Source organism: Streptomyces sp. NPDC026575, assembly GCF_055567415.1.
Window position 1 is genome coordinate 157,961 of sequence record NZ_JBVHQM010000012.1, and the last position, 24,296, is coordinate 182,256.

16 protein-coding genes and 1 pseudogene are annotated in these 24,296 nt (G+C 73.0%); 11 read left to right on the plus strand and 6 right to left on the minus strand.

Features of this window, described 5'->3' with window-relative positions; translation table 11 throughout:
- Nucleotides 1-26 precede the first annotated feature (26 nt).
- Nucleotides 27-1,457: a M1 family metallopeptidase gene (locus tag ACZ4NB_RS18910; protein ID WP_467662863.1), complete on the plus strand. Its 1,431-nt coding sequence runs from the start codon at nucleotides 27-29 to the stop codon at nucleotides 1,455-1,457.
- Between the two features lie 15 nt (nucleotides 1,458-1,472).
- On the opposite strand, the gene ACZ4NB_RS18915 is transcribed toward ACZ4NB_RS18910, so the two are convergent.
- Complete coding sequence (locus tag ACZ4NB_RS18915; protein ID WP_467662865.1) at nucleotides 1,473-2,108, minus strand: trimeric intracellular cation channel family protein; 636 nt, start codon at nucleotides 2,106-2,108, stop codon at nucleotides 1,473-1,475.
- Between the two features lie 95 nt (nucleotides 2,109-2,203).
- Between ACZ4NB_RS18915 and ACZ4NB_RS18920 the strand changes: the two genes are divergently transcribed.
- The 6 genes from ACZ4NB_RS18920 to ACZ4NB_RS18945 all read left to right on the plus strand — a co-directional run bounded on the left by ACZ4NB_RS18920 (nucleotide 2,204) and on the right by ACZ4NB_RS18945 (nucleotide 13,283).
- Nucleotides 2,204-3,052 carry a thioesterase family protein gene (locus tag ACZ4NB_RS18920; RefSeq protein WP_467662867.1) on the plus strand — a complete coding sequence of 283 codons (849 nt, stop codon included), beginning with the start codon at nucleotides 2,204-2,206 and terminating at the stop codon, nucleotides 3,050-3,052.
- A 137-nt stretch (nucleotides 3,053-3,189) separates the two neighbouring features.
- Nucleotides 3,190-3,624, plus strand: coding sequence for a CU044_2847 family protein (locus tag ACZ4NB_RS18925; RefSeq protein ID WP_467662869.1), 435 nt, complete (start codon nucleotides 3,190-3,192; stop codon nucleotides 3,622-3,624).
- Between the two features lie 8 nt (nucleotides 3,625-3,632).
- The gene (locus tag ACZ4NB_RS18930) at nucleotides 3,633-5,807 is read left to right on the plus strand and encodes a VMAP-C domain-containing protein (RefSeq protein ID WP_467662871.1); all 2,175 of its coding nucleotides are present in this window, start codon (nucleotides 3,633-3,635) and stop codon (nucleotides 5,805-5,807) included.
- 43 nt (nucleotides 5,808-5,850) lie between these two features.
- On the plus strand, nucleotides 5,851-6,864 hold the full coding sequence (locus tag ACZ4NB_RS18935; RefSeq protein ID WP_467662873.1) for an AAA family ATPase: 1,014 nt from the start codon (nucleotides 5,851-5,853) through the stop codon (nucleotides 6,862-6,864).
- A complete protein-coding gene (locus tag ACZ4NB_RS18940; protein WP_467662875.1) occupies nucleotides 6,861-11,297 on the plus strand; it encodes an SAV_2336 N-terminal domain-related protein in 4,437 nt (1,478 codons plus the stop codon). Before ACZ4NB_RS18935 ends, ACZ4NB_RS18940 begins: the two co-directional genes overlap by 4 nt.
- Before the next feature lie 543 nt (nucleotides 11,298-11,840).
- Nucleotides 11,841-13,283 (plus strand): amino acid permease, encoded by a 1,443-nt coding sequence (locus ACZ4NB_RS18945; RefSeq protein WP_467662877.1) that lies wholly within the window; start codon nucleotides 11,841-11,843, stop codon nucleotides 13,281-13,283.
- Nucleotides 13,284-13,468: 185 nt separating this feature from the next.
- Here ACZ4NB_RS18945 and ACZ4NB_RS18950 read toward each other — a convergent pair whose 3' ends face one another.
- Nucleotides 13,469-14,314, minus strand: coding sequence for an alpha/beta fold hydrolase (locus tag ACZ4NB_RS18950; RefSeq protein WP_467662879.1), 846 nt, complete (start codon nucleotides 14,312-14,314; stop codon nucleotides 13,469-13,471).
- A gap of 187 nt (nucleotides 14,315-14,501) precedes the next feature.
- On the opposite strand from ACZ4NB_RS18950, the gene ACZ4NB_RS18955 reads away from it, so the two are divergent.
- Nucleotides 14,502-15,671: a cysteine desulfurase family protein gene (locus tag ACZ4NB_RS18955; RefSeq protein WP_467662881.1), complete on the plus strand. Its 1,170-nt coding sequence runs from the start codon at nucleotides 14,502-14,504 to the stop codon at nucleotides 15,669-15,671.
- Nucleotides 15,672-15,739: 68 nt separating this feature from the next.
- A pseudogene (locus ACZ4NB_RS18960) lies at nucleotides 15,740-16,990 on the plus strand (IS701 family transposase).
- A 76-nt stretch (nucleotides 16,991-17,066) separates the two neighbouring features.
- Here ACZ4NB_RS18960 and ACZ4NB_RS18965 read toward each other — a convergent pair.
- Nucleotides 17,067-19,109: a PA14 domain-containing protein gene (locus ACZ4NB_RS18965; RefSeq protein ID WP_467662883.1), complete on the minus strand. Its 2,043-nt coding sequence runs from the start codon at nucleotides 19,107-19,109 to the stop codon at nucleotides 17,067-17,069.
- A gap of 312 nt (nucleotides 19,110-19,421) precedes the next feature.
- On the minus strand, nucleotides 19,422-20,180 hold the full coding sequence (locus ACZ4NB_RS18970; protein WP_467662885.1) for an N-acetylmuramoyl-L-alanine amidase: 759 nt from the start codon (nucleotides 20,178-20,180) through the stop codon (nucleotides 19,422-19,424).
- Nucleotides 20,181-20,225: 45 nt separating this feature from the next.
- Here ACZ4NB_RS18970 and mnmA point away from each other — a divergent pair, with 45 nt between their 5' ends.
- Nucleotides 20,226-21,371 (plus strand): tRNA 2-thiouridine(34) synthase MnmA, encoded by a 1,146-nt coding sequence (gene mnmA, locus ACZ4NB_RS18975; RefSeq protein WP_467662887.1) that lies wholly within the window; start codon nucleotides 20,226-20,228, stop codon nucleotides 21,369-21,371.
- On the opposite strand, the gene ACZ4NB_RS18980 is transcribed toward mnmA, so the two are convergent.
- Together ACZ4NB_RS18980 and ACZ4NB_RS18985 are read right to left on the minus strand one after the other, a co-directional pair.
- A complete protein-coding gene (locus ACZ4NB_RS18980) occupies nucleotides 21,365-21,718 on the minus strand; it encodes a Uma2 family endonuclease (protein WP_467662889.1) in 354 nt (117 codons plus the stop codon). The genes mnmA and ACZ4NB_RS18980 overlap by 7 nt on opposite strands.
- A 117-nt stretch (nucleotides 21,719-21,835) precedes the next feature.
- On the minus strand, nucleotides 21,836-22,678 hold the full coding sequence (locus tag ACZ4NB_RS18985; protein ID WP_467662891.1) for a hypothetical protein: 843 nt from the start codon (nucleotides 22,676-22,678) through the stop codon (nucleotides 21,836-21,838).
- Between the two features lie 518 nt (nucleotides 22,679-23,196).
- Between ACZ4NB_RS18985 and ACZ4NB_RS18990 the strand changes: the two genes are divergently transcribed.
- Nucleotides 23,197-23,958, plus strand: a complete 762-nt coding sequence (locus ACZ4NB_RS18990; protein ID WP_467662893.1) for a VC0807 family protein — start codon at nucleotides 23,197-23,199, stop codon at nucleotides 23,956-23,958.
- Nucleotides 23,959-24,296: the final 338 nt, after the last annotated feature.

A 24,296-nucleotide genomic window follows, 5' to 3' on the forward strand; every position in this document is an offset into this window, starting at 1 on the left:
CATTCGCATGTTCGAAAGGACGGCCCATGGCACTCTCCCGGTCCGTGCGTCGCACTCCCCGCCTGATCGCCCTGTCCATCGCGGTCGCCTCGGCCGCCACCCTCGCCGCCGCGCCCGGTGTCTCGGCTGCCGCGCCCGGCGCGTCGGGCGGTGCCCCCGGTGTCGGCGACCCGTACTTCCCCGAGCTGGGCAACGGCGGCTACGACGCCCTGCATTACGACCTCGGCGTCAAGTACGACCCCCAGAGCGGCCTGCTGGAGGGCCGCACCACCCTCAAGGCCAAGGCCACCCAGAGCCTGCGCACCTTCGATCTCGATCTGCACAAGCTCACCGTCGACGCGATCAAGGTGAACGGGCGCAAGGCCGCCTTCACCAGGTCCGGGGACGAGATCACCGTCACCCCGGCCGCCCGCCTGCCCAAGGGCGAGCGGTTCACCGTGACGGTGACCTACGGCGGCATACCGAAGCCGCTCAGCGGCCCCATCCTGTTCGGCTCCGACTACGGCTGGATGAAGACCAAGGACGGCGTCTTCGTCGCCTGCCAGCCCAACGCCGCCTCGACGTGGTTCCCCTCCAGCGACCACCCGAGCGACAAGGCCACCTACGACATCCGCATCGACGCCCCCAAGGGGCTGACCGGCGTCTCCAACGGCCGTCTGGTCTCGTCGCGGGTCAAGGGGGACCGCTCGTACTCCCACTGGCGCGAGACCAAGCCGATGGCGACGTACCTGGCCACCGCCACCATCGGGAAGTTCGACGTCCGCACCGGCACCACCCCCGGCGGCACCCCCATCTACGTCGCCACCGACCCCACCCTGCCCGCCGGCAAGGTCGACGTCTACGGCATCACCGCCGAGGCCACCGACTACTGGTCGAAGGTCTTCGGCCCGTACCCCTTCGAGGAGACCGGCGCCATCGTCGACGACATGCCCGAGGCGGGCTTCTCGCTGGAGGTGCAGTCCAAGCCCGTCTACTCGGCCGTCCGCGACGAGTCCACCATCGTCCACGAGCTGGCCCACCAGTGGTTCGGCGACTCGGTGTCGGTCAAGACCTGGCCCAACATCTGGCTCAACGAGGGCTTCGCCACGTATGCCCAGTGGCTGTGGGAGGAGCACAAGGGCCGCGCCAGCGCCCATGACTCCTTCCTGAAGGCATACGGCAAGCGGCCTGCCGACGACCCCTTCTGGAAGATCAAGGTCGGCGATCCGCAGCGGGACACGATGTTCGACGGCGCGGTCTACCAGCGGGGCGCGATGACGCTGCAGGCGCTGCGCGAGCGGATCGGCGACAAGGCGTTCTTCAACCTGCTGCCCACCTGGACGCGCCAGCACCGCTACGGCAACGCGGAGATCTCGCAGTTCATCGCGCTGGCCGAGAAGATCTCGGGGCAGCAGCTGGACGATCTCTTCGACACCTGGCTGTACACGGCCAAGAAGCCGGCGCTGCCCGGCAAGTAGGCACCGCGGGCCGGGTCAGTCGGTGTTCTTCTGGCCCGGCCTGGGGCGCAGCTGCTGGGGACGCGGCAGGTGCAGGCCCAGGTAGACCGCGCCCATCCGGAGTGCGAAGACCAGCCCCGCCGAGACCGCCGCGGCGGGGGTGGCGCCGACGCCGAGCTGGTGCAGCAGCAGGAGGCAGCAGGCGCCCGCCATCGCGGCGATCGCGTACACGTCCTCGCGCAGCAGCAGCGGGGGGAACTCCCCGCACAGCACATCGCGGATGACCTCGCCGGCGACGCCGGTCAGCACGGCCAGGATGATCACGGCGAGCGGGGTGGCGCCCGCCTGGATTGCGGCGCGGGCGCCGATCACCGTGACGACGGAGAGTCCGATCGCGTCGACGACCAGCAGCGATTTGCGCGGCAGCGTCCAGAAGCGCAGATAGATCATGGTGCCGACGCCGACACAGATGATCACCGTCAGCAGTACCCAGTCGTGCGTCCAGTACAGCGGCTGCCGGTTGAGGATGAGGTCGCGCAGCGTCCCGCCGGAGATGGACGCGGCGAAGGCGAGCACCAGGCCGCCGAAGGGGTCCATGTTGGCGCGGTAGGCGGCCAGCACGCCGCTCGCCGCGAAGGCCGCGACGCCGAACAGGTAGAGCACGTGAAGCATGGCGGCATCATCGCAGGCCCGGACGGAGGGCTTCCGGGCGCGGTCGTCAAAACTGACACTACCGGTCGGTAACTATCCGGTGTAGCGTGCAACCCATGGCTCTGGTGACGCTTGGCAACAGTGAGTTCGACCGCGACACGGCGGTCACCCGCCGCGCCCCGGGCGTCTACGACGCCCACCTCTCCGCCGGCTGGACGATCATCCAGGCGGTCAACGGCGGTTACCTCCTCGCCCTCATGGGCCGCGCCCTGGGCGACGCCCTCCCGCACCCCGACCCGCTCACGGTCACCGCGCACTACCTGACCGCCTCCGTCCCGGGCCCCGCCGTCATCCGCACCGAGGTGGTCCGCACCGGCCGCACGATGTCGACCGGCACCGCCACCCTCGTGCAGTTCGCCGACGACGGCAGCGAGGTCGAGCGGCTGCGGGTGCTGGCCTCGTACGGCGACCTCGGCGCGCTGCCCGACGACGTCCGCACGACCGCCAAGCCGCCCGCCATCCCGCCGTACGAGCACTGCCTGGGGGCCGACAGCGCCCCGGGCGAGCGCCCCGCCATCCCCGGCAGCACCGCGATCGCCGACCGGCTCGCCATCCGCCTGGACCCGGCGACCGCCGGCTGGGCCGTCGGCGCCCCGTCCGGCAGGGGCGAGATGCGCGCCTGGTTCGGCCTCGCCGACGGCCGCGAGCCCGACCCGCTCTCCCTCCTGCTGACCGTCGACGCGCTGCCGCCCACCGCCTTCGAGATGGGCCTGTCCGGCTGGGTCCCCACCGTCGAGCTGACCTGCCACATCCGGCGGCGCCCGGCCCCCGGCCCGCTGCGGGTCGCCATCACCACCCGCAACATGGCGGGCGGCTTCCTGGAGGAGGACGCGGAGGTCTGGGACTCCGAGGACCGACTGGTGGCGCAGTCGCGCCAGTTGGCCAGGGTCCTGCTCGCGGAGTAGGCGCGACGCGCCTGCCCGCCATGTGCCGTGCCGACCCCTTTGGAACCCCCTTTTCGCAGACGGCTACCGGTGGCGAAGGGCGGAGTGTGACGCAAAGTGCGCGCGTGGGCCCTGGGCCTCATGCCAGACTGAGCGGCATGGGGGACGTGGCACTGAAGTTGGATGACGGGACCGTCGTGTGGCTGCGGGCCGACGAGCCGGCCGCGAAGGACCCTTCGGGCGCGGGCCGCTCCGCGCACACCGGCGACGACGACGGCGAGCTGGAGCTTCCCGACGCGTTCGGCTCCGCCCAGCCGGTCAGCGTGGACAGCCGGATGGGCCGTGCGCTGACCCGCGGCGGGGAGGTCCTGGAGGAGGCCCTGCGCCCGCTCGGCGGCGTCCTCGGCCAGATCCACCGCTCGATCGCCGGCGGCGAACACCGCCCGGACGAGGTCACGGTGGAGTTCGGCGTCACCCTCGGATCCGATCTCCGCCTGGGCGTGTTCTCCGGCAACGGCGAGGCGAGCTTCACGGTCTCCGCCACCTGGAACCTCGACCGGGACTCGGGCGGATCGGGCGGGTCGACACCATGATCGCCGGCGTGGGTCCGGACACCCCGCTCCAGCTGTCCTTCGCCTCAGTACGCCACGGCGACCAGGCCGTCGGCGCGGGCGTGCTGGTCGCCGAGCGGCTCGTCCTGACCTGCGCCCATGTCGTCAACAGCGCACTGGGCAGAGAGCGTTTCGCCCAGGACCTCCCCGGCCGGAGCGAGAGCGTCACGCTCCGGCTGCCGCATGTCGCGGCCGGCACGGACCTGACCGCCCGGGTGGTGCCGGAGATGTGGGTGCCGCCGCGGGCCAGGGCGGCCGGCAACGACCCCGTCCGGCCCGGGCGGTTGCCCTACCACGGCGACCTCGCCGTACTGGAGCTGGCGGCCGCCCCGCCCCAGGGCGCCGAGCCGGCCCCGTTCCTGCAGCACAACTACGCGGGCGAGACCATCGCGTTATGGGCCAGCGGCAATCCGCTGCCCACGCTCCGGGCGGTGCCGCGGGTCTCCGCACCGCCGTGGATCGCGCTGGACGTGCTCGGCGGCGCCCAGGTCACCGAGGGGTTCAGCGGCGGGCCGCTGTGGGACCGCGAGCGGCAGGCAGTCGTCGGCCTCGTCGCGGCCGTGCACCGCTCCCCGGAATCCGCCGCCCCCGGGGCGCCGCCCGCGACGATGTACGCGATCAGCGTCCCCGCCATCGAGGCCGAACTCCCCGCGCTGCCGCCCTCGGCGGTGCCCACCGCCCGCCGCGGCGTCCAGCAGCTGCTCACCGCCCTGGAGCGGGTCCTCAAGGGACGCGAGGCGGTGCTGGCCTGCGAGCAGCGGCTCGCCGCCCGGCTCGGCAGGCCCTCCGCGGGCCCGGCGGCCGACCTCGAACGGCTCGTCGGCCTCGCGGTCGGCGTCCGCCGCGGCATCCCCGAACTCCTCGACCTGGTACGGGACTACGAACCCCCCGCCCACTCCGCCCCGTACGACCCCCATGGCCGCCCCGGCCACTACGGCGCCCGCGAGGACTGGGAACGGCTGCGCCGCGCCGCCCATACGGTCCGCCCCGGCGAGTATCTGACCACCCGCCAGCGCCGCGACCTCTCCGGTCTGCTGGCCCACTGCACGCGCACGGACCCCCGCGCCCTGCTGGAACGCGTACTCCCGCACGCCCCGGAACTCCCCGCCGTGGCGGGCCTCGCCGACACCATGGACGCGCTGGAGGGCTTCAGCTCCGCGAGCGGCGCGCCGGTGCCGCCGCTGCTCCAGGCGGTGGTGCGGATCAGCGTCGAGGAGCGCGCGGCCGGCGAGGTCTATCCGGCCGAGGACCTGGACGCCTGGGTCGAGCGGGTGGCCGCCCGGTCGGGGGTGGACGAGGCGGCGGTCAGCCAGTTCCGCGCCGACGTCGAGGCCACCCGGTCCCCGGCGCGCATCCCCGGGGCCGACCCCTCGGCCCCCGGCGCACGCCCCTCCGCCGCTCCGCCGCGCGTCCAGGTGGAGCTGCTGCCCACCGCCACGGGGCGCCGCTTCACGTACCAGATCTGGACCTTCGCCGACGGCCAGCCGCACCGTCTCGCGCTGGTCCGGGACGCGGAGGCGGGCAGCGAGCAGGTCGTCGACGACATCCGCCGGGTGCTGCGCACCGAGGTCAGGGAGGACCCGGAGACCGCTCTGGTGGAGTACTTCCTGCCGTCCGCCTGGCTCGGCCTCGACGTCGACTCCTGGGAGTCGCCCGACAGCGACGAGGACGGACCGTTCGCGCCGGGCATCACCCGCCGGGTGGTGGTGCGCACCACCGAGCGCTCCCGGGAGAGCTACGCGGGCTGGAAACAGCGCACCGCGGCCCTGCCGCACGCCAAGCGCCTGGTCCTCGACCACCGGCACACCGACCGCAAGGTCGCCCGCGCCCAGCTGGAGGTGCACCGCGACGCCGGGACGGTGATCGTGTGCTGCGAACCGCACCACCACGGCACGCTGCTGCGCCAGTGCGTCCAGGCGGGTGTGCACACCGTGCTGTGGCACCGCGTCGAACACGGCGAGCACATCGCCCAGGACCTGCTGGCCCTGGTCGACGGCATGGACCACACCGAGGTGCCCGAGGCGGTGCGCCTGGAGCGGGCCAAGGCCATGGCCGAGCCCGAGAGCGCCGCCCACCACGGCCGCCGGCTGTCCCTGCTGTACGACGCCCCGGATCACCGACCCCCGCAACTCGCCCCCGACGCCTGGGTGTTGACGCAACCATGAACGCCTGTGCGTGGACGCACGCCACGAACGAGGAGAACCCGCGGTGACCGGATCAAGCGCAGCTGGCGCCCCCGACGGCCTGGTGCCGGAGCCGGAGGACTGGTGGGTCTTCCGCGGCCCCTCCAAACTGCCCGCCCCGCCCCCGTGGCGTCGCTTTCCGGCCACCCGGGGCGCCGCGGCCCAGGCGCCCTACCTCCTGGAGCGCAACGAGATCTCCGTCGTCAACGCCGCCCTGCATCTGCACCGCCCGCTGCTCGTCACCGGCCGGCCCGGCGCCGGCAAGAGCTCGCTGGCCCGCGCCGTCGCCGACGAACTGGGCCTGGGCGACGTACTGCGCTGGTCGGTCAACAGCCGCTCCACGCTCCAGGACGCCCTCTACCGCTACGACGCCGTGGGCCGGCTGCGCGAGGCATCGCTGCGCCGCGAGCGCGAGGCGCCCCGCGGCTCCGGCCGCCGCCCCAGGGCCCGGCACGCCGCCGCGGCCGGCGACATCGGCCAGTACCTGCGCCTGGGCCCGCTGGGCAGCGCGCTGGCCGCCGACCGCCCCCGGGTGCTGCTCGTCGACGAGCTCGACAAGGCCGATATCGACCTGCCCAACGACCTTCTCGTCGTCCTGGAGGAGGGCGAGTTCGAGATCCCGGAGCTGGCCCGGCTGCCCGAGCACCAGCAGGAGGTGCAGGTCCTGCTGAGCGGAAGCCGCGAGCGGGTCGCGGTCCAGCGCGGAGTGGTGCGCTGCGCGCACTTCCCGATCGTCATCATGACCAGCAACGGCGAACGGGACTTCCCGCCCGCGTTCATGCGCCGCTGCGTACGGCTGGACCTGCCGGAGCCGACCGGCGACCGGCTGCGGAAGATCATCGAGCACAATCTGGGCGAGGCGGCGGTGGCCGCCGCCGAGGACCTCATCGAGGTCTTCCACCAGCGCGCCAAGACCCAGACCCTGGCCACCGACCAGCTGCTGGCCGCCGTCCATCTGCGGATCAGCGGCGCCGACCTCGGCAAGGAAGAGCTGCTCGCCGCCGTCCTGCACCGCCTCGACGAGCCCATGTCGCCATGATCGACCCCTTGCGACAGGCGATGTCGGCCGCCGGCTACGACCTGGGGGCCACCGAACTCCTCGATGTGCTGTGGCTGGCACGGGCGATGGAGGGCGGAGCGGCGTCCCGTACGACGGAGGAGCCGGGGGAGCCGGCGACGCCGGGGGAGGGGGAGCACGCCGAGCCCGCGCACTCCGGTGAGGCCGCCGCCGGGCCCGTCGACCCCGGTGATCGCGCCGGGACCGCCGCGCCCCCGGAGCCGGCCGACCCGCTCCACGTCGACGAGCCGCTCCACGCCGACGGGCCCGCCGATCCCGCCGGGCCCGCCGACGCCTGCGAGTCCGCCGAGCCCCCGGCCCCCTCCGGTCCGCCCCGCCGCGCCCTGTACGCCATGGGAAGCCAGGGCGGCGCGCAGGGCGGGGACCGCGCCCGCCCCGCCCGGGTCCCCGGTCAGCGCGCACTGCCCGACGCCCAGCAGCTGGGCCGGTCGCTGCGCCCGCTGCGCCGCTTCCGGGACCACCCGCACCGCACCGTCACCGACATCGAGGCCACCGTCCGCCTCGCCGCCGAGACCGGCTTCCTGGACGTCGTCGCCCGCCCGGAACAGGAGCGGCGCTGGTCGGCGGTGCTGCTGGTGGACTGCTCGCCGTCCATGCAGGTATGGGGCTCGCTCGCCACCGAGCTGCGTGCGCTGCTCACCCGGAGTACCGCCTTCCGCTCCGTCCAGGTCCATCCGGTCGACCCCCGGGACCCCGGCGGCCCCCTGCCGCGCCGGCAGGCCGCGGGCGCGTCGGTGACCTTCCTGCTCACCGACGGGACGAACCCCGGGTGGCGCGGTCCGCGGGCCGTCCGCGCCCTGACCGCCTGGAGCCGCGGCGGCCCGGTGGCCGTGCTCAACCCGCTGCCCCGCCGGCTGTGGCGCGGCACCGCCCTGGACGCCCGGCCCCGACTCCTGGCCGCGCCCGGCGAGTTCGAGCCCGTAGGGCGGCTGACCGTCTGCGACGCGCTGAGCGGTGAGCCCGATCCGGACGCGGAGGGCTTCCTCGCGCTGCCCGTCCTGCACCCGACCGCCTCCGCGCTGGGGCAGTGGGCCGGGCTGCTCACCCGCCCCGGAGTGCCGCATCTGATCGAGACGGCGCTGCTGGCCGAGGCGCCGTCGCCGACCGCGCCGCCCGAACCGCACGGCACCGCCGAGGAGTTGCTGGCCCGCTTCCGCGGCGCGTTCTCCCCCGAGGCATACCGCCTCGCCGTCCGCCTCTCCGCGGTCCGCCCGCTGACCACCCCGCTGATGCAGCTGGTCCGCGCCGCCACGATGCGCGACGCGGGCCCCACCCATGTCGCGGAGATCCTGCTCGGCGGCCTGCTGGAGCGCACCGACGAAGTCAGGGACACGGCCGCCGCGCAGACCCTGGACCGCGCCCTGGGCGCACCACCGGGCCAACTGGTCCAGCCCGTCTACGACTTCCGCCCCGGGGTGCGGGAGCTGCTGTTCAGCGGGCTCGGCACCGAACAGGCCGTGGAGGTCGTCGAGGCGGTCGGCCGGTCCCTGGAGCCGTATCTGGGACGGCTGCCGGACTTCCCGGTCTTGATGGGCGACGAGGACGGCGAGCTGCGGCTGCGGGCGTCGGCACGGGCCTTCGCCGTACTCGCCAGCCCGGTACTGGAGCGGATGGGCGGGGCGGTGCCGGAGCACCCCGTGGTGACCGCGGACGACCCACCGCCCCGGCCGCGCCGCCCGGTGGCCGGGCCGCCGCTGCGCTTCGGGGTGCTCGGCCCGGTGCGGGCCTGGCGGGGCGAGAGCGAGGTCGCGCTGGCCGGCCCGGAGGTCCGGGCGCTGCTGGCCTGCCTGCTGCTGCGGCCCGGCTACGCGGCCACGGCGGACGAACTGGTCGGCGACCTCTGGGGCGAGGCGCCGCCCCGGGAGGCCCGTGAGCTGCTGGACGTCTACGCCGCCCGGCTGGGCCGGCAGCTGGACTGGGACCTCGTGGTCGGCGACGCCGACGAGGGGTACGGGCTGCGCCACCCCGACGGCCGGGCGGCCGTCGTCGAGCTCGATCTGCATCTGGCCGAGCGGCTGGTGGCCCACGCCCGCGACGCCGCGGATCCGGCCGAGGCGCGCCGCCTGTGCGATGCCGCACTGGCCCTGTGGGAGGGCGAGCCGCTCGCCGGCCTCCCGGTGGCCTTCGCCGAGGCGCCCCGCGAGCGCCTGGCGCGCTGGCGCGCCGACCTCCTGGCCGGGCGGTACCACCCCCTGGCCGAGGACGACTCCGCCGCCCTGCCGCCCGTCCCCGAGCACTTCTTCGGCCGGACGGAGGAGATCGCCGAGCTGGCGGCCGCACTGCGGAGCCACGACGCCGACAAGCCCTGCTGGGCCGTCCACGGACCGCCCGGTGCGGGCAAGACGGCGCTGGCGCTGCGGGTCGCGCACGAGGTCGCCGGGCACTTCCCCGACGGGCCGCTCTTCATCGACATGCGGGAGGCCGGCCCCGAGCGCTGGGCGCACTGCCGCGCGCTGCTGGCCCGGCGGCGGGTGCTGCTCGTCCTGGACGACGTGCTCGACGACGACGAGGCGCTCGCCGCCCTCCTGCGGGAGCCGTCCGCCTGGGCCGGCGCCGTCCTGATCACCGGCCGGCACCGCCCGCGGCTCGACGGGCTCACCGGCGATACCGCGCTGACCAGGCTGCCGGCGACCGAGGCCCAGACCGCGCTGCCCGAGCATCTGCTGCTCCAGTGGCTCGACGCCCAGCTCGGCCCGCCCGCGCGGCGCGCCCTGGTGCTGCTGGCCGTACCGTCCGGCGACGGGCTGACGCTGCCGGCCGTCGCCGCCCTGCTGGCCACGACACCGGAGCGGGCGCGGGCGCCTCTGCACGAGCTGACGGCGATCGGCGCCCTGGAGAAGACCTCCGGCGGCCGCTACCGCCACGTCGGCCGGCTCCGCGCCTTCGCCGAGGGCATCGCCCACCGCGAGCTGCCCAGGCAGCAGCGCGACAAGGCGCTGTCCCGGCTGCTGGACCTGTATCTGGCCATGGGCCGCCGGCTGCACGAGACGCGGTATCCGGGCGAGCGGTGGCTGAGCCGCCTGACCCGCGCCGCCTCCCCGTCCCTCCCGAAGGCGCAGGACGGCGCCGGGCAGCTGGCCGCCTGGGCCGACGAGACACCCCACCTCCTCGCGCTCGTCCGCCAGGCGGCGACAGCCGCCCCGGCGCTCCTGCGGCCCGCCGCCGACCTCCTGCTGCTGGCGCAGGTGACGGCGGACTGCGGGGCGCGCTCCGCCGCGTTCGAGACGGCCGGGCGGACCGTGGCCGCGCGGGCGGCGGCGGAGGGCGACGGCCAGGCGGAGGGCCGGGCGCGGGTCGCGCTCGCCGAGGCATACCTCGCCCTGGGCAAGGTCGCCGAGGCCGAGCCCGAGGCGCGGCGCGCGCAAAGCCTGGCGGACCGCTCCGGCGATGCCCTCACCCGCGCCCGTGCCCCGTACCTCCGCGGTGTCATCGCCCTCCACCAGGGGCGGCACGACGAAGCGGGGCGGTATCTCACCACGGCCTGTGTGCACTGCCGCGACCGCAAGGACGAGGCCGGCGAGGCCGTCGTGCTCGCCGCCCTGGCGCGGCTGTGGGCCGCGGTCGGCAACAGCCAGGACGCGCTGCTGTTCGCCGAGCGCAGCGTGGACATCCACCGCCGCGACGGCGACGGCTCCCCGCGCCTGGCACACGGCCTGTACGCGCTCTCCGAGGCGCTGTCGTCGGCCGGCCGGCACACCGAGGCGCTCCGTACGCTGTTCCAGGCGCTGCCGCTCTTCGAGGAGGACCGCCAGCGCGTCTGGGCGGGTCGCACCCGCTGCCGGATGGCCCAGGAGATGGCCGCGCTGATCCGGCCCAATGAGGCGGCGGCCGCGGGGCAGGAGGCCGCGAAGCGGCTGCTGGTGCCCGGTGGTGAGCGGTGGCGGGCCGATGCGCTGACCGCGCTGGGGCACGCCGAGACCGCCCTCGGCCGCAAGCAGGGCGCCCAGGCGCACTGGCGCGACGCGCTCGGCGTCTACGAGGCGTTCGGCGCCCCGGAGGCCGACGGTGTACGGGCCCTGCTACGGGACAAGCCGGCCGCGCCGGCGGGCGGCGCGCACAAGCACGGGGCGTCGCGCACCACGGGCATCGCGACCGTCGGCACGGTCCTGCGCGACCTGACGGCGGCCGTCGGCGTCCTCCGCGACCGCCTTCGGGCCAAGGCCGCTCCCCACAGCCCGATCCTCGCCACCCTCGCGTCCCTGGAGGCCGAACTCGCCCTCCACACGGACGACTTCGCGCGTACGGGCCGCCCGCCGCGGGCCGATTTCGCGCTCCTGCGCACGTCCCTGGCGGAGGCGTCCTCGCCCGGGTCCCTGCCGGAGTGGGCCCGCGACCCCGAGACGCTCGACGCGGCGCACACGGTCCACACGCTCAGCGGCCGCCTCACCGCATAGGGCACGGCCTCCGCAAAGGCGCGGCTTCCGGCGCGGCCCTGCGCCGCCGCCCTGACCGGCTCTGCCCGGTCCTGCCCGGTTCTGCCCTCTGGACGTCTGGATCACGCCATCGGCGAGGCGACCGCCCGCCCCAACCGGAGAATGCGCCTCCGCTTCGCCCCTCGCGCTGTGTCGCATTTTGTTCGCAATAGTCGACTCTGCGCCTCGGTATGACCGCAAAGCCTCATCGGTAACGGGTGCGGGGTATCGGTGTTCGCTCAGCGGGTTGCTCGAACCGGATATCGATTCGGTCACACCGACTGGCAATTTGCCGGAACGTTTGCGGTATGTCGCATTTGCTCCGTGACGGCCGTCACGCTGGCTGGAATTCGACCGTGGTACATCTTCACGACCACCACCTGCCGGACGTCATCCATGTCTGCGTAGGGGGCGCTTGAGTCGGCCGATCGCCGGCATGCAACTCCATCAGTATCCGGGGGGATCGAGACCCGATCCGACGCCAAGGAAGGCGCGGGTCGGCATGGAGCGGAAGGCGCACCACACATGACCTCAACGCAGGTCGGCACGAACCTCGACGAAGGCAACGAGGCATCGGGCAGCACACCGGAAGAGGGCTACGAGCGGGGTCTCGGCAGCCGTCAAGTCCAGATGATCGCCATCGGCGGCGCCATCGGCGTCGGCCTCTTCCTGGGCGCGGGCGCGAACATCGCGAAGGCCGGGCCCAGTCTCATCCTCATGTACGCCCTCGCCGGCGTGATTGTCTTCTTCATCATGCGAGCGCTCGGCGAGCTGCTCCTGTACCGCCCCGTTTCGGGTTCCTTCGCGGAGTACGCCCGCGAGTTCCTCGGCCCGTTCTTCGGGTTCGTCACGGGCTGGACGTACTGGCTCATGTGGGTCGTCACGGGCATGGCCGAACTGACGGCCGCCGCGATCTATGTGCACTTCTGGTTCCCACAGATCCCGCAATGGGTCACCGCACTGGTCTTCCTGGTCGTGCTGTACGTGGCGAACCTGATCTCGGTGAAGATCTTCGGTGAGATCGAGTTCTGGTTCTCGATGGTCAAGGTCACCGCGCTCATCGGCATGATCGTGATCGGTCTCGGCGTCGTCACCTTCGGCTTCAGCCAGGCGGGCGACACCGCGGCGGTCTCCAACATCTGGGCCCACGACGGGATCTTCCCGATGGGCGTCGGCTCCAGCCTGATGACCCTCCAGGGCGTCATGTTCGCCTACCTGGCCGTCGAGCTCGTCGGCGTCACCGCGGGTGAGTCCGAGAACCCGGAGAAGACCCTCCCCAAGGCCATCAACACGCTGCCGTGGCGCATCATCGTCTTCTACGTCGGCGCGCTGAGCGTGATCCTGATGGTCGTCAAGTGGACGGAGTTCCAGCCGGGCGTCAGCCCGTTCGTGGCCGCGTTCGCGAAGATAGGCATCCCGGCCGGTGCGGCGATCGTCAACTTCGTCGTCCTGACCGCCGCCCTGTCCTCCTGCAACTCGGGCATGTACTCCACCGGGCGGATGCTCCGCGACCTCGCCGCCAACTCCGAGGCCCCGAAGGTGCTCGGCAAGCTGAGCTCCACCAAGACCCCGGCCCTCGGCATCACCCTCTCCGCCGTCCTCATGGGCATCGGCGTGGTGCTCAACTACGTCGTCCCGGAGAAGGCGTTCGGCTACGTCACCTCGGTGGCCACCGCGGCCGGTATCTGGACCTGGCTGATGATCCTCGTCAGCCACATCCTCTACCGCCGCGCGGTCGTCGCCGGCCGCCTGCCCGCCTCGCCCTTCCCGGCGCCCGGCGGCACGGTGTGCAGCTGGATCGCGGTGGCGTTCCTGCTCCTGGTGACCGGCCTGATCGCCATCGACCCCGACAGCCGCGTGTCGCTGTACGTGGGCGCCGGCTGGGCCGTCTGCCTGGCGATCGGCTGGTTCGTCCTGAAGGCCCGCAACCCGCAGATCGCGGTCAAGGCGGCGCCCCAGGGGAAGTAGCGGAGACCTCCGGACGGCCCCGGCTGAACGGAACGGGCTCTCCAGCTCCCGGCAGACGGCCCTCGACGCCGTCCCATCCCTGACGGGGGTACCCGGACACAGACGTCCGGGTGCCCCCGTCGGCTTTGTACGGCGGCCCGTCCGATCCTTCCGGGCCGGCCCGTCCGCCCCTCCGCAGGGCGGGCCTACGGCCGCAGGAACTCCGCCAGCGCCACGGCGAGTTCCGCGGGCGCGTCCTCCTGCACCAGATGCCCCGCGCCCTCGATGATCCGAAGCCGCGCGCCGGGGATACGGGACGCCAGCTCGTGTCCCTTCGCCACCGGGATCCAGCCGTCCTGTGCGCCCCAGCAGACCAGCGTGGGCGGTTCGATCTCTCCGTAGCGCCCCTGGATCTCGTCGGTGAAGCGCTGGTCGTTCTGCTGGATCTGCCGGTAGAACGCCGGCCGTCCCTCGTCCGTGCACCAGGGCTCGACGAGTCGGTCGAGGACGGCGGGAGCCAGGCCCGGATGGCTCGCGGAGGAGACGTACTCGCGCACCAGCGCCCGGTGGAGCGCGGCCGGCAGCTGACCGAATACCTCGCTGCGACCGCCCAGCAGCCGGTATGCGGGGGAGCCCCAGGGGGCCAGCGCCACCGGGTCGACCAGCGCCAGCCGGGCGTACCGCGCGCCGTGCAGCAGATGGGCCCGCAGGGCCACGCACCCGCCGAAGTCATGCGCGACCACGGCCGGCCGCGACCGCTCCCGGGTCAGCCCCCAGTGTTCCAGCAGCTCCAGGAACACCCGGGCCTGCGCGCCGAGCGAGACATCCTGCCCGTCCCGCATCCCGGAGGCGCCGTAGCCCGGCATGTCCCAGACGAACACCCGGTGCCGGGCGGCGAGGGCCCGGGCGGCGCCCCGCCAGACGTACGACGAGAACGGCGTCCCGTGCAGCAGGACGACCGGCGGCGCCGCGGCGTCCTCCCCGAGGACGGCCCATCGCACCTCGTCGCCGCTCGCAGTGCAGAACGTACGATCCAGCAGCCACTCTGTCATGACCGTAACCGTAGTGACTCCTTACATGCGCTGTCGAGGTCTCCGTACACAGCCGCCGTCCCTCGTCCGCGACCCGGACTCCCCGACTCCGCATCCGCGACTCGGGCACCCCCGGCGCGCGGCGCTTCCGCGCGCCGCGTATGCGCCCCCGGAGCCCACCGCGCCAGCTCGTAGAATCGTGCGCACCATGGTTTACCTCGACCACGCCGCCACCACCCCGATGCTCCCGGAGGCGGTGCAGGCGATGACCGCCCAGCTGACCGTCACCGGCAACGCGTCCTCACTGCACGCCGACGGCCGGCGGGCCCGGCGCACCGTCGAGGAGGCGCGGGAATCCCTCGCCGACTCGCTCGGCGCGCGCCCCAGCGAGATCGTCTTCACCGCGGGCGGCACCGAGGCCGACAACCTCGCCGTCAAGGGCCTGTACTGGGCGCGCAGGGCGGCCGATCCGGCCCGCGTCCGCGTGCTCGCCAGCCCCGTCGAGCACCACGCCGTCCTGGACGCCGTGGAGTGGCTCGCCGAGCACGAAGGCGCCCGCGTCGAATGGCTGCCGGTCGACACCTACGGGCGGGTGCACGCCGACGCGCTGCGCGAGGCCATCGCCCGCAACCCCGCCGATGTCGCGCTGGCCACCGTCATGTGGGCCAACAACGAGATCGGCACCATCCAACCGGTCGCCGAACTCGCCGCGGTGGCCGGGGAGTTCGAGGTCCCGCTGCACGCCGACGCGGTGCAGGCGTTCGGTCAGCTGGAGGTCGACTTCGCCGCCTCCGGGCTCGCCGCGATGACGGTTTCCGGCCACAAGATCGGCGGCCCGTACGGCATCGGCGCCCTGGTGCTGGGCCGTGCCCACGCCCCGGTGCCGGTGCTCCACGGCGGCGGCCAGGAGCGGCAGGTGCGCTCCGGCACCCTGGACACCCCCGCCATCGCCGCCTTCGCCGCCGCCGGCCGGTACGCCGCCGCACACCGCGCGGACTTCGCCCGCGACATCGGCGCACTCCGCGACGACCTGGTCAAGGCCGTCCGCGCGGCCGCCCCGGACGCCGTCCTCGGCGGCGACCCGGACCCCGCGGGCCGCCTCCCCGCCAACGCCCACTTCTCCTTCCCCGGCTGCGAGGGCGACTCCCTGCTGCTCCTCCTGGACGCCCAGGGCATCGCCTGCTCCACGGGCTCGGCCTGCACCGCCGGTGTGGCCCAGCCCAGCCACGTCCTGCTGGCGACGGGCATGTCACCGGACCTCGCCCGGGGCACCCTGCGCTTCTCCCTGGGGCACACCTCGACCGCGGAGGACGTGGCGGCACTGGCGCAGGCCATCGGCCCGGTGGTGGAACGCGCCCGCAGCGCGGGCCTGAGCTAGGGCGCAGGTCCCTCGTAGTGCTTCGTTAGCTCTCCCGGTCTTGCCTGGTCACCGGCATGGTGGTGGGTATGAAGCTCGGGGAGGTGGAAAGGCTCCGGGGTGAGTTATCGGAGTTCGTTGCTGATGTGTTTGGGTCGCTGCCGCGGCGGGATCAGCGGCGGTGGGGTGATCGTTATCTGCGTGGTCTGATGCTGGACGGTCGGCGCAAGTCGATCCAGCCGATGGCCGAGCGGCTGCCGGACGGGAACATGCAGGCCCTGCAGCAGTTCGTGAACCAGTCGCCTTGGGGTCCGCTGCCGGTGCGGCAGTGGATTGCGCACAAGCTGTGCGAAGCGATCCAGCCCGAGGTGTGGGTGGTCGATGATGTGTCGTTTCCCAAGTGCGGCACGGCTTCCGTCGGGGTGGCCCGCCAGTACTGCGGAGCCTTGGGCAAGCGGGCGAATTGCCAGGTCGCGGTCAGCGTGCACGCGGCGACCGACACCGCGTCCTGCCCGCTGGAGTGGGAGCTGTTCCTGCCCCAGGAGTGGGCGGCAGATTCCATCCGGCGCCAGGCGGCCAAGGTGCCGGGCGATGTCGGGCATGCCTCCAAGTCCCGGCTGGCACTGGGCCTGCTGGACCGGTTGGCCACCTGGTTGCCGACGGTGCCGGTGATCGTGGCCGATGCCGGCTACGGACGCGGCGTCTCCTTCCGACTTGCGCGGGAAGAACGGGGCTGGTCATACGTGATGGCCGTCGACCCCAAGGAGATCGCCCGTCCGGTTGGGGCCAAGCCGCATCAGCCTGCCTGTGGCGGCCTGGGGCCGCCCACTCTGCCCCGCTACCGTGAGTCGGCACGGTCTCTGCCGCAGCTCATCGATGCCGACATCCGGTTTGAGGAAGTCGCCTGGCGTGAGGGCAGCAAAGGCACGATGACCTCCCGCTTTGCTGTTCTCGATCGAGGTGCGGCCGTTCGGCAAGGAAGCCTCCCGAACCGCCCAGGAAGAGGGCGGCGGACGCAGCCAGTGGGATGGAGTGCTGCCCTTGCGGACCCTGCTGGTCGAACAGTCCGAGGGAGCACAGCAGCCGACCGGCTACTGGATGACCAACCTGCCCGCCACCACACCGATCACCGACCTCGTGCGAGGGGCCAAGATGCGCTGGCGCATCGAGCACGACTACCGCGAGCTCAAGCACGGTCTGGGCCTGGACCACTTCGAAGGCCGCACCTGGCGCGGCTGGCACCACCACGTCCCCCTCGTCACCGCCGCCCAAGCCTTCCCAAAGCACACACGCCGGTCTGACCCTCTACCAAGTCCTTGACGTCCTTCAGGACTTGCTGAGGTGCCGGACCGGCACCTGCACCACCTGCGGCCGCCCCCTCACCACAAACAGAAGCAGAACCAGAGCCTGACGAAGCTAGACGCGGTCCTGGAAGACGGTGTACCAGGGGTACGTGCCCACCACGGCGCCGTCGGCCGTCACGGCCTCCAGCGTGTAGAAGTACGTGTTCCCCTTCGTCGCCGTGGTGTCCGCCCACGTCCGGGCGTCCGCCGGGAGTAGTCCGTCGTGCTGGGGCTCGTACGCCTTGGTCACCGGGTTCCACCGGCTCACGCGGTAGCCGGTGACCGTGGCGCAGCGGGCCGTGTCGGTGCACTGCCAGTCGACGGACGGACGGGTGGCCGTCGCGTTGTGGCTCAAGCTGCCGAGGTTCCAGTCCCGGGTGACGGTCACGGACGGCCGGACGTCGAGCTCGGTGGCCTCGACCACGGTGACCTTCGGGTCGCTCGGGTGCAGCGTGTTGCCCCAGCGGTCCTTGGCCATCACCGCGTACACGTGCGTCTCGCCGTCCGGCAGGTCGCCGCAGAGGATCGCGAGCGGGTTGCTCGTGCCCTCCGCGCAGGTGTCGGGGCCGAGCCACTTGACCGTGCCGTCGGCCTGCCGGACGCCCGTCCACACCACGTACTCGTCGATGTCGTCCTCGGGCGAGGCGGCCCAGCTCACCAGCACGCCGTCGGCGCGCGGGGTGACCTTCACGCCGGTGACCGGGCCGGGCGCCACGGTGTCGCCGGTGCGGACGACGACCGGCGCGGAGTACGCCGACTCGTTGCCGTACGGGTCCACCGCCGTGACGGCGTACGTCACGTACGTGTTCGCGGGCATGTCCGCGTCGTAGCAGTTGCCGCCGTTGCTCGCCTCGTGGCTCTCCTCCGCGACGCAGGTCACCTGGGTGCGCGCGGTCGGGTCGAACGTCTTGCCAGGCGAGCGGTACACGCGGTAGTGCCCGCCGTTGTCCCAGTCCTCGTAGAAACCGTCGGGCTGGCTCCAGTGCACGTTGGTGTAGCCGGGACGGGCGCTTGCGGTGACGCCGGTCGGGGACTTCGGAGGCATCCGATCGACGCCGTCGCTGGTGACCGTCGCGTACGCCCCCGGGTTGCCGGCTGCGTCGAGGGCCCGGACCCGGTAGTACGTGTTCGTGTTCACGGTGCCGCTGGTCCGGTACGACGTTGTGGTCGTCGTACCGCGCAGCTCGAACGGTCCGGCAGCCGCGGACGAGGCGTACACCTCGTACTTCGCCGTGTCGGCGACTCCCTGCCAGTTCAGGGTGTCCCACCACCCGTCGCCGGTGGCGACCGTGAGTCCGGTGGGGGCGGCCGGCCCGGTGCGGTCGACGGTCGTCGCCGTCACGTCCGGGCTGCCGGTGGACTCGCGGCCGGCCTTGTCGACGGCGCGGACCTCGTACAGGAAGGTCTGGCCGGTGGCGGGCGGGGCGTCGACGAAGGACGGGGTGGTGAGCAGCGACGTGCCGCTGACCTTCGCCCAGCTGGTGGCGCTCAGTCGGCGGTACACGCGATACCCGGCGAGGTCCATCTCCTTGTTGGCGGCCCAGCGCAGGGTCGTCTTGGCGGTGTCGCGGTTGTACGCGGCGGTGAGGCCGGTCGGGGCGAGCGGCTTGACCGTGTCGACGGCGGCCTCGGTGCGCGGGGTGTACGTGAAGGCGGCGTTGGCGACGCCGGTCCAGGCAACGTAGTCCACGCGGATCGTGTGCTTGCCGGCCGGGATGGTCAGGTCGACGGTCTTGCGGGCGGTGGTGGAGACGTTCTTCCACAGGTCGATCTTCCGCACGCCGTCGACGTAGACGCGCATGCCGTCCTGCGTGGCGGCGGAGAGCCGGAAGGGGCCGCCGGAGCCGAAGTCACGGGTGAGGGACCAGCGGACGGAGAAGTTGTCCTTGGGCAGCGTGACGCCCGCCGGGTCGCCGTACCCGTAGTTCTCGCTGATGGCGGAGTCGCAGGCGGTCAGCTTCGGCGTGCCGCTGAAGGTGGAGTTGCCGAAGTACTGCGCCCTCCAGACGGGAGAGGTGCAGGTGACCGCCGCGGAGGCGGGGGCGGCGATGATCAGGCTGCCGGTGGTGGCGAGCGCCGCCGTCGCGGCCAGCGCGGACAGCCGGGTACGAGTCATCAGGAGAGTGGGCCCCTTCTGGACCAAGGGAAAGCATGTGAAACGGGTGACGCCTGTGTGACTCATGGGGCGGGGGCAGGGTTGCCCCGCCCGCTCACCACTTTTCACGGACGTTCGCCACGCGTCGGCCGTACCGGTGGACGTCAGCCGTAGCGGCGCCGCGCGCATGTTCCCGTCCGGCAACCGCTCGGCCATCAGCTGGATCGACTTGCGCCGGCCACATCCCTCCGCCATGCCCCCGACCAGCCAAGATCAGCAGACCTCACGAAGCACTACTAGGGCGCTTCTGACGGACCTCCGCGGCGTCGCGCCTCAGCCCTTGCGGGCCTCCGCCCGGCCCTTGCGCAGCTCCGCGCGGACGAGCCCCAGATAGCGGTCCCAGTCCCAGTGCGGCCCCGGGTCGGTGTGGTCCGTGCCCGGAACCTCCGCATGGCCCACGATGTGCTCCCGGTCGGCCGGGAACCCGTAACGGCGGCAGATCCCCGCGGTCAGCCGTGCCGACGACGCGTACATGGCGGCGGTGAACGACTCCGGCCGGTCCACGAACCCCTCGTGCTCGATGCCGACGCTCCGCTCGTTGTACCCGCGGTCCCCGGCGTGGAAGGCCACATCGAGCTCCCGGACCATCTGGGCGAGCCGCCCGTCCCGGCCCACGACATAGTGCGCGGCGGCCTCGTGGTCCGGGTCCCGGAACACCTTCAGCGCGGTCGCGTAGCTGCCCTGGACGACATGGACGACCACCCGGTCGATGGCGTAGTCCGCGGGACGGTCCGCCCGCCGGTAGTTCTCGGCGGACGCCGCCACCCACCGCGCGCCCCGGTGGTCGACGGCGCCCGGCGTCCGCGGCTTGTCGTTGCCCGGCAGCTGCCACCACCAGTGCCGCAGCTCGTCGCGCGCCGCGAAGGCCACCGCCCCGGCGGCCAGCGCCCCGCCGCCCCCGATCCACAGCGCCCGCCGCCGTGTGATCCCGCGCGAGCCGCGCTCACCGCCGCCCTCGCCGCTCCTCTCGCCGCCGCCGTCGTCGCCGTTCTCGCCGGCCGTCTCCCCGGCCCTGTTCCCCATGCGCTGCATAACGCTTTCCGCACTGTCGGCGGTTCCGTCTACTCTGGACGGGCTATGACTGATGACGCCCCCCGCCGCCTCCGCGTACTCGCCGCCATGTCCGGCGGCGTCGACTCCGCCGTCGCCGCGGCCCGCGCCGCCGAGGCCGGCCATGATGTGACCGGCGTGCATCTCGCGCTCTCCGAGAACCCGAAGTCGTTCCGTACGGGCGCCCGCGGCTGCTGCACGATCGAGGACTCGCACGACGCCCGCCGCGCCGCCGACGTCATCGGCATCCCCTTCTACGTCTGGGACCTCGCCGAGCGCTTCCGCGCGGACGTCGTCGACGACTTCATCGCCGAGTACGAGGCCGGGCGCACCCCGAACCCGTGCCTGCGCTGCAACGAGAAGATCAAGTTCGCCGCTCTCCTGGACAAGGCCCTGGCCCTCGGCTTCGACGCGGTGTGCACCGGCCACTACGCGACGGTGGTGCTGAAGGAGGACGGCAGCCGCGAGCTGCACCGCGCCTCGGACATGGCCAAGGACCAGTCCTACGTCCTCGGCGTCCTCGACGACCGCCAGCTGGCGCACGCGATGTTCCCGCTGGGCGACACCCTCACCACCAAGGCCGAGATCCGCGAGGAGGCGGCCCGCCGCGGCCTGTTCGTGGCGAAGAAGCCCGACAGCCACGACATCTGCTTCATCGCCGACGGCGACACCCAGGGCTTCCTCGCCAAGCGGCTCGGCGCGGCGACGGGCGACATCGTCGACGAGTCCGGCAACCGCCTCGGCACCCATGAGGGCGCGTACGGCTTCACCATCGGCCAGCGCAAGGGCCTGCGCATCGGCCACCCCGCCCCCGACGGCAAGCCGCGCTACGTCCTCGACATCTCCCCGGTGGACAACACCGTCACCGTCGGCCCCGCAGAGGCCCTCGACGTCACGGCCCTCACCGCCATCCGCCCCCGCTGGTGCGGCCGCCCCCCGGCCGCCGGCCCCGCCACGTACACGGCGCAGCTGCGCGCCCACGGCGGCGAGACCGAGGTCACGGCGGAGCTGATCGACGGCACGGACCTCCAGGTCACGTTCACCGAGCCGGTCCGCGGCGTGGCCCCGGGCCAGGCCATCGTCCTCTACGACGGCACCCGGGTGGTCGGCTCGGCGACGATCGCGACCACGGAGCGGCGAGCGACGGCGAGGGCACCGGCCACCGCTCAGTAGGTGTAGAGCGCCGTCGTGTCGAGGGCGAGATCGAACGGCTCACCGATCGGCACCGGCTTGCCGAAATCGGTCTCCAGCGACGCGCGGTAGTGCTCCCTTTCGGGCAGCGAGTAGAGCAGGCACTTGCCCTCTATGGGGTTGACGATGAGGTAGTACGCGATTCCTGCCTGGGCGTACATCTTCACCTTCTTGTCGGTGTCGTTCTCGGGGTTGGATTCGGAGACGACCTCGACGGTGAGGAGGACCTCGTCGGCGGGGAACTGCTTCAGTTGAGTGCCGCGGCAAGAGGGGTAGTCCGGGAACGCCGCGTCCAACTGCTCGAAGCGCCGCATCTCTTCGGTCTGCACTGGGCTCTCCATTTGCGCCGTCATGGTGCGCCCTCGCCCAGGGTTCTGATTCGCGCCGGCGTAGCTCTGTGTGAACGTGCCCGCACGCAGTCCTAGTGCGTCGGGCCGCTGCTCGGTTTATGCGGCAACGTGACTCCCTTCCGGGGTTCGGCAGCTGCGGCAGCGTTCGGGGCGATCGGCGCGAAAGGCGCGGTCGCAGCCGTCGCAGTTCTGGAGGGGGACGACGGGCGGCCGGTCGGGCTGTGGGGGAAGGGCCGTACGGGTCGGTGGCCGCAGGGCGCTGAGCCGGTGGGCGAGGAGGCGGGCCGGGCGGCGGTGGAACCGGGCCGGAAGGCCGTCGGTCAGGGCCGCGGTGATCTCCTGCGCGGGTGCGCCGTGGTCGGGCCGCTCCGTGACGGCCGGGGCCAGCGCCGTGATCTCCCGCTCGGAGAGGAGCAGCCGGGCATCGCGCTGGTGGAGGCGGGCCAGGAGGCCGAGGGCCGCGGGGGTGCCTTCCGCAGCGCCATCCGGGGTGCCTTCCGCGGCGCCTTGCGGGGCGGGGGGCGGGGGCGTGGCGGGCTCCGGCGGGGGTTGCGGTGCGGCCTCCTCAGGAGCGGCCGGCTCCTGCGGTACCGCTCCGGGCACGTCGTACGCGAAGGTCCGGGTGATGATCCGGCCGCCCGGCCCCCGCTCGATACGGCGCTCCAGCCAGCCCTCGTGCTCCAACTCGCGTAACGCCTCGGCGATGACCTTCTTGCCCTCGGCGAAGTGCGCACAGAGGGCGGTGATGGTGATGGGCGCGCCATCGGGGAGGGACAGGATGTACGCGGCGACGCCGACCGTGACGGCGCTACCGGCGCGCTGCGCAAGGCGGTTGGCGAGGACGGTGAAGTGGGAGGTCTGGCGCGTACGGATGTGGACGACGCCGCTTGAAGCGCGCGAGGGCGCGGAGGAAGGCGCGTTAGACTGCGCTGAAGTCATCGGGAAGGTTCTCTCTTCCTGGTGATCAGGCCCTCGGATTGGGATTGCCGTCCCGCCGAGGGCTGTTCCATGTGCGGTTGTGGTGGTCGCGCGGCGGTGAAGGCCGCGCGGGGTGGACGAACTGCCGCGAGCGTAACCGCATTTCGGACGCTTCCGCGCCCAAGTCACCCGATGGGGTGAGAAGTTGGGCGGCGGTAGGTGGGTGGGGTTCTCTCCCCGGGTTCTTTGGTAGTCGGCCGTGTCACCGGAAGACGGCGGGGCGGCACCTGGTACCGCCCGGCCGGTGTCCGCTCGGACGGCTTCCGGTGCGACCTGCGGGGACGGGCTGACCGGTGCCCGGAGGCGGGCGGGGGAGGCGCGCGGGCGACGGCCGGGCGGCGGGAGCACTGACAAATGTCATGCCGAACGCAGGACAGACGGGACTGTCGGCGCTTCGGGCCGTGCACGAAGCTGGAGGTGTCGCGAGGGCGGCGATCTGAACGAGACGCCGTCCGCAGTCCAACTCGGGGGAGTACACCGTGAGTCAGAAGCAGTCCGCCGCCGGAGGCAAGCCGGTCGACCCGCGCAAGCCGGTCAATCCGCTCGTGGCGAGCCTCACGCCGCTCGTCGTGGACGCGGGGATCCCCATCGCCTCGTACTACATCCTCAGTTCCGGCTTCGGGCTGAGCGCGGTGGCCGCGCTGGGCTGGAGCAGTGTGGTGCCCGCACTGCGCACGGTGTGGGGGCTGGTCGCCGGCCGCGGGGTCAACGGCCTGGCCCTGCTGATGCTGATCGTCAACGTCGTCGGACTGGCGATGAGCGCGGTGGCCGGCGACGCCCGGCTGATGCTGGCCAAGGACAGCGCCGTCAGCAGTGTCGTCGGCATCGCGGTGCTGCTCTCGGTGCGGACGAAGCGGCCGCTGATGACCGCGGGCCTCAAGCCGTGGGTCACCAAGGGCAGCGAGGCGGGCGACGCCGCCTGGGACCGGCTGATGGCGGGCTCGGAGCGGTTCCGGCGCGCGGAGCGGAGGTTCTCCGCGATATGGGGGACCGCGCTGCTGACCGAGTGCGTGCTGAAGGTCGTCGGTGCCTACACCGTGCCGGTGGAGACGATGGTCTGGCTGGGCACGGTGCTGACCGTGGTCGCCATCCTGCTGGCGATGTTCGTCGCCGGGGGCAGCTGTGCCGATCCGATGGAGAAGATGGTCAAGGCCGAGATCGAGGACGGCCCGGCGACAGCTGATGCCCCGGCAGGAGCTGTTGATGCCGAAACCGGAGTGGTTGCGGGGGTTGCGCCGTAGTGGCGTGGCGTGGCGTGGCGTGGCGCGGTCGCGTACGGGGCCGGCGCGGGGCCGGTTGTGAGGTGGCGCACAGGGCGTGCCGGGAAGGTTCGCCCCCGGCCGGCGGTGGCGGTGCGCTGACCTGCGGACATGCGGCGAGGGGAGGGGGCGGGGGGAGGAGCCGGCGGAGGCGGCGAAACGGTATACGGGAGCGGGGTGTCATCCATCCCACAGCCGCCGGGCCGGGCCGACACATAGTGTCGGCGCAGCGATGGACGTCACAGACCGCTGAGCCGGGGACCGGTGACGCCAAGGGCTCGCGCGGAGTTGAACGCCCTGTGAGGGGGCGTCTCGGTCCG

Bases quoted from the DNA above. Each gene is read 5' to 3' on its own strand.
- ACZ4NB_RS18910 (WP_467662863.1), top strand. From the start codon at position 27: ATGGCACTCTCCCGGTCCGTGCGTCGCACTCCCCGCCTGATCGCCCTG.
- ACZ4NB_RS18915 (WP_467662865.1), bottom strand. From the start codon at position 2,108: ATGCTTCACGTGCTCTACCTGTTCGGCGTCGCGGCCTTCGCGGCGAGC.
- ACZ4NB_RS18920 (WP_467662867.1), top strand. From the start codon at position 2,204: ATGGCTCTGGTGACGCTTGGCAACAGTGAGTTCGACCGCGACACGGCG.
- ACZ4NB_RS18925 (WP_467662869.1), top strand. From the start codon at position 3,190: ATGGGGGACGTGGCACTGAAGTTGGATGACGGGACCGTCGTGTGGCTG.
- ACZ4NB_RS18940 (WP_467662875.1), top strand. From the start codon at position 6,861: ATGATCGACCCCTTGCGACAGGCGATGTCGGCCGCCGGCTACGACCTG.
- ACZ4NB_RS18945 (WP_467662877.1), top strand. From the start codon at position 11,841: ATGACCTCAACGCAGGTCGGCACGAACCTCGACGAAGGCAACGAGGCA.
- ACZ4NB_RS18950 (WP_467662879.1), bottom strand. From the start codon at position 14,314: ATGACAGAGTGGCTGCTGGATCGTACGTTCTGCACTGCGAGCGGCGAC.
- ACZ4NB_RS18955 (WP_467662881.1), top strand. From the start codon at position 14,502: ATGGTTTACCTCGACCACGCCGCCACCACCCCGATGCTCCCGGAGGCG.
- ACZ4NB_RS18965 (WP_467662883.1), bottom strand. From the start codon at position 19,109: ATGACTCGTACCCGGCTGTCCGCGCTGGCCGCGACGGCGGCGCTCGCC.
- ACZ4NB_RS18970 (WP_467662885.1), bottom strand. From the start codon at position 20,180: ATGCAGCGCATGGGGAACAGGGCCGGGGAGACGGCCGGCGAGAACGGC.
- mnmA (WP_467662887.1), top strand. From the start codon at position 20,226: ATGACTGATGACGCCCCCCGCCGCCTCCGCGTACTCGCCGCCATGTCC.
- ACZ4NB_RS18985 (WP_467662891.1), bottom strand. From the start codon at position 22,678: ATGACTTCAGCGCAGTCTAACGCGCCTTCCTCCGCGCCCTCGCGCGCT.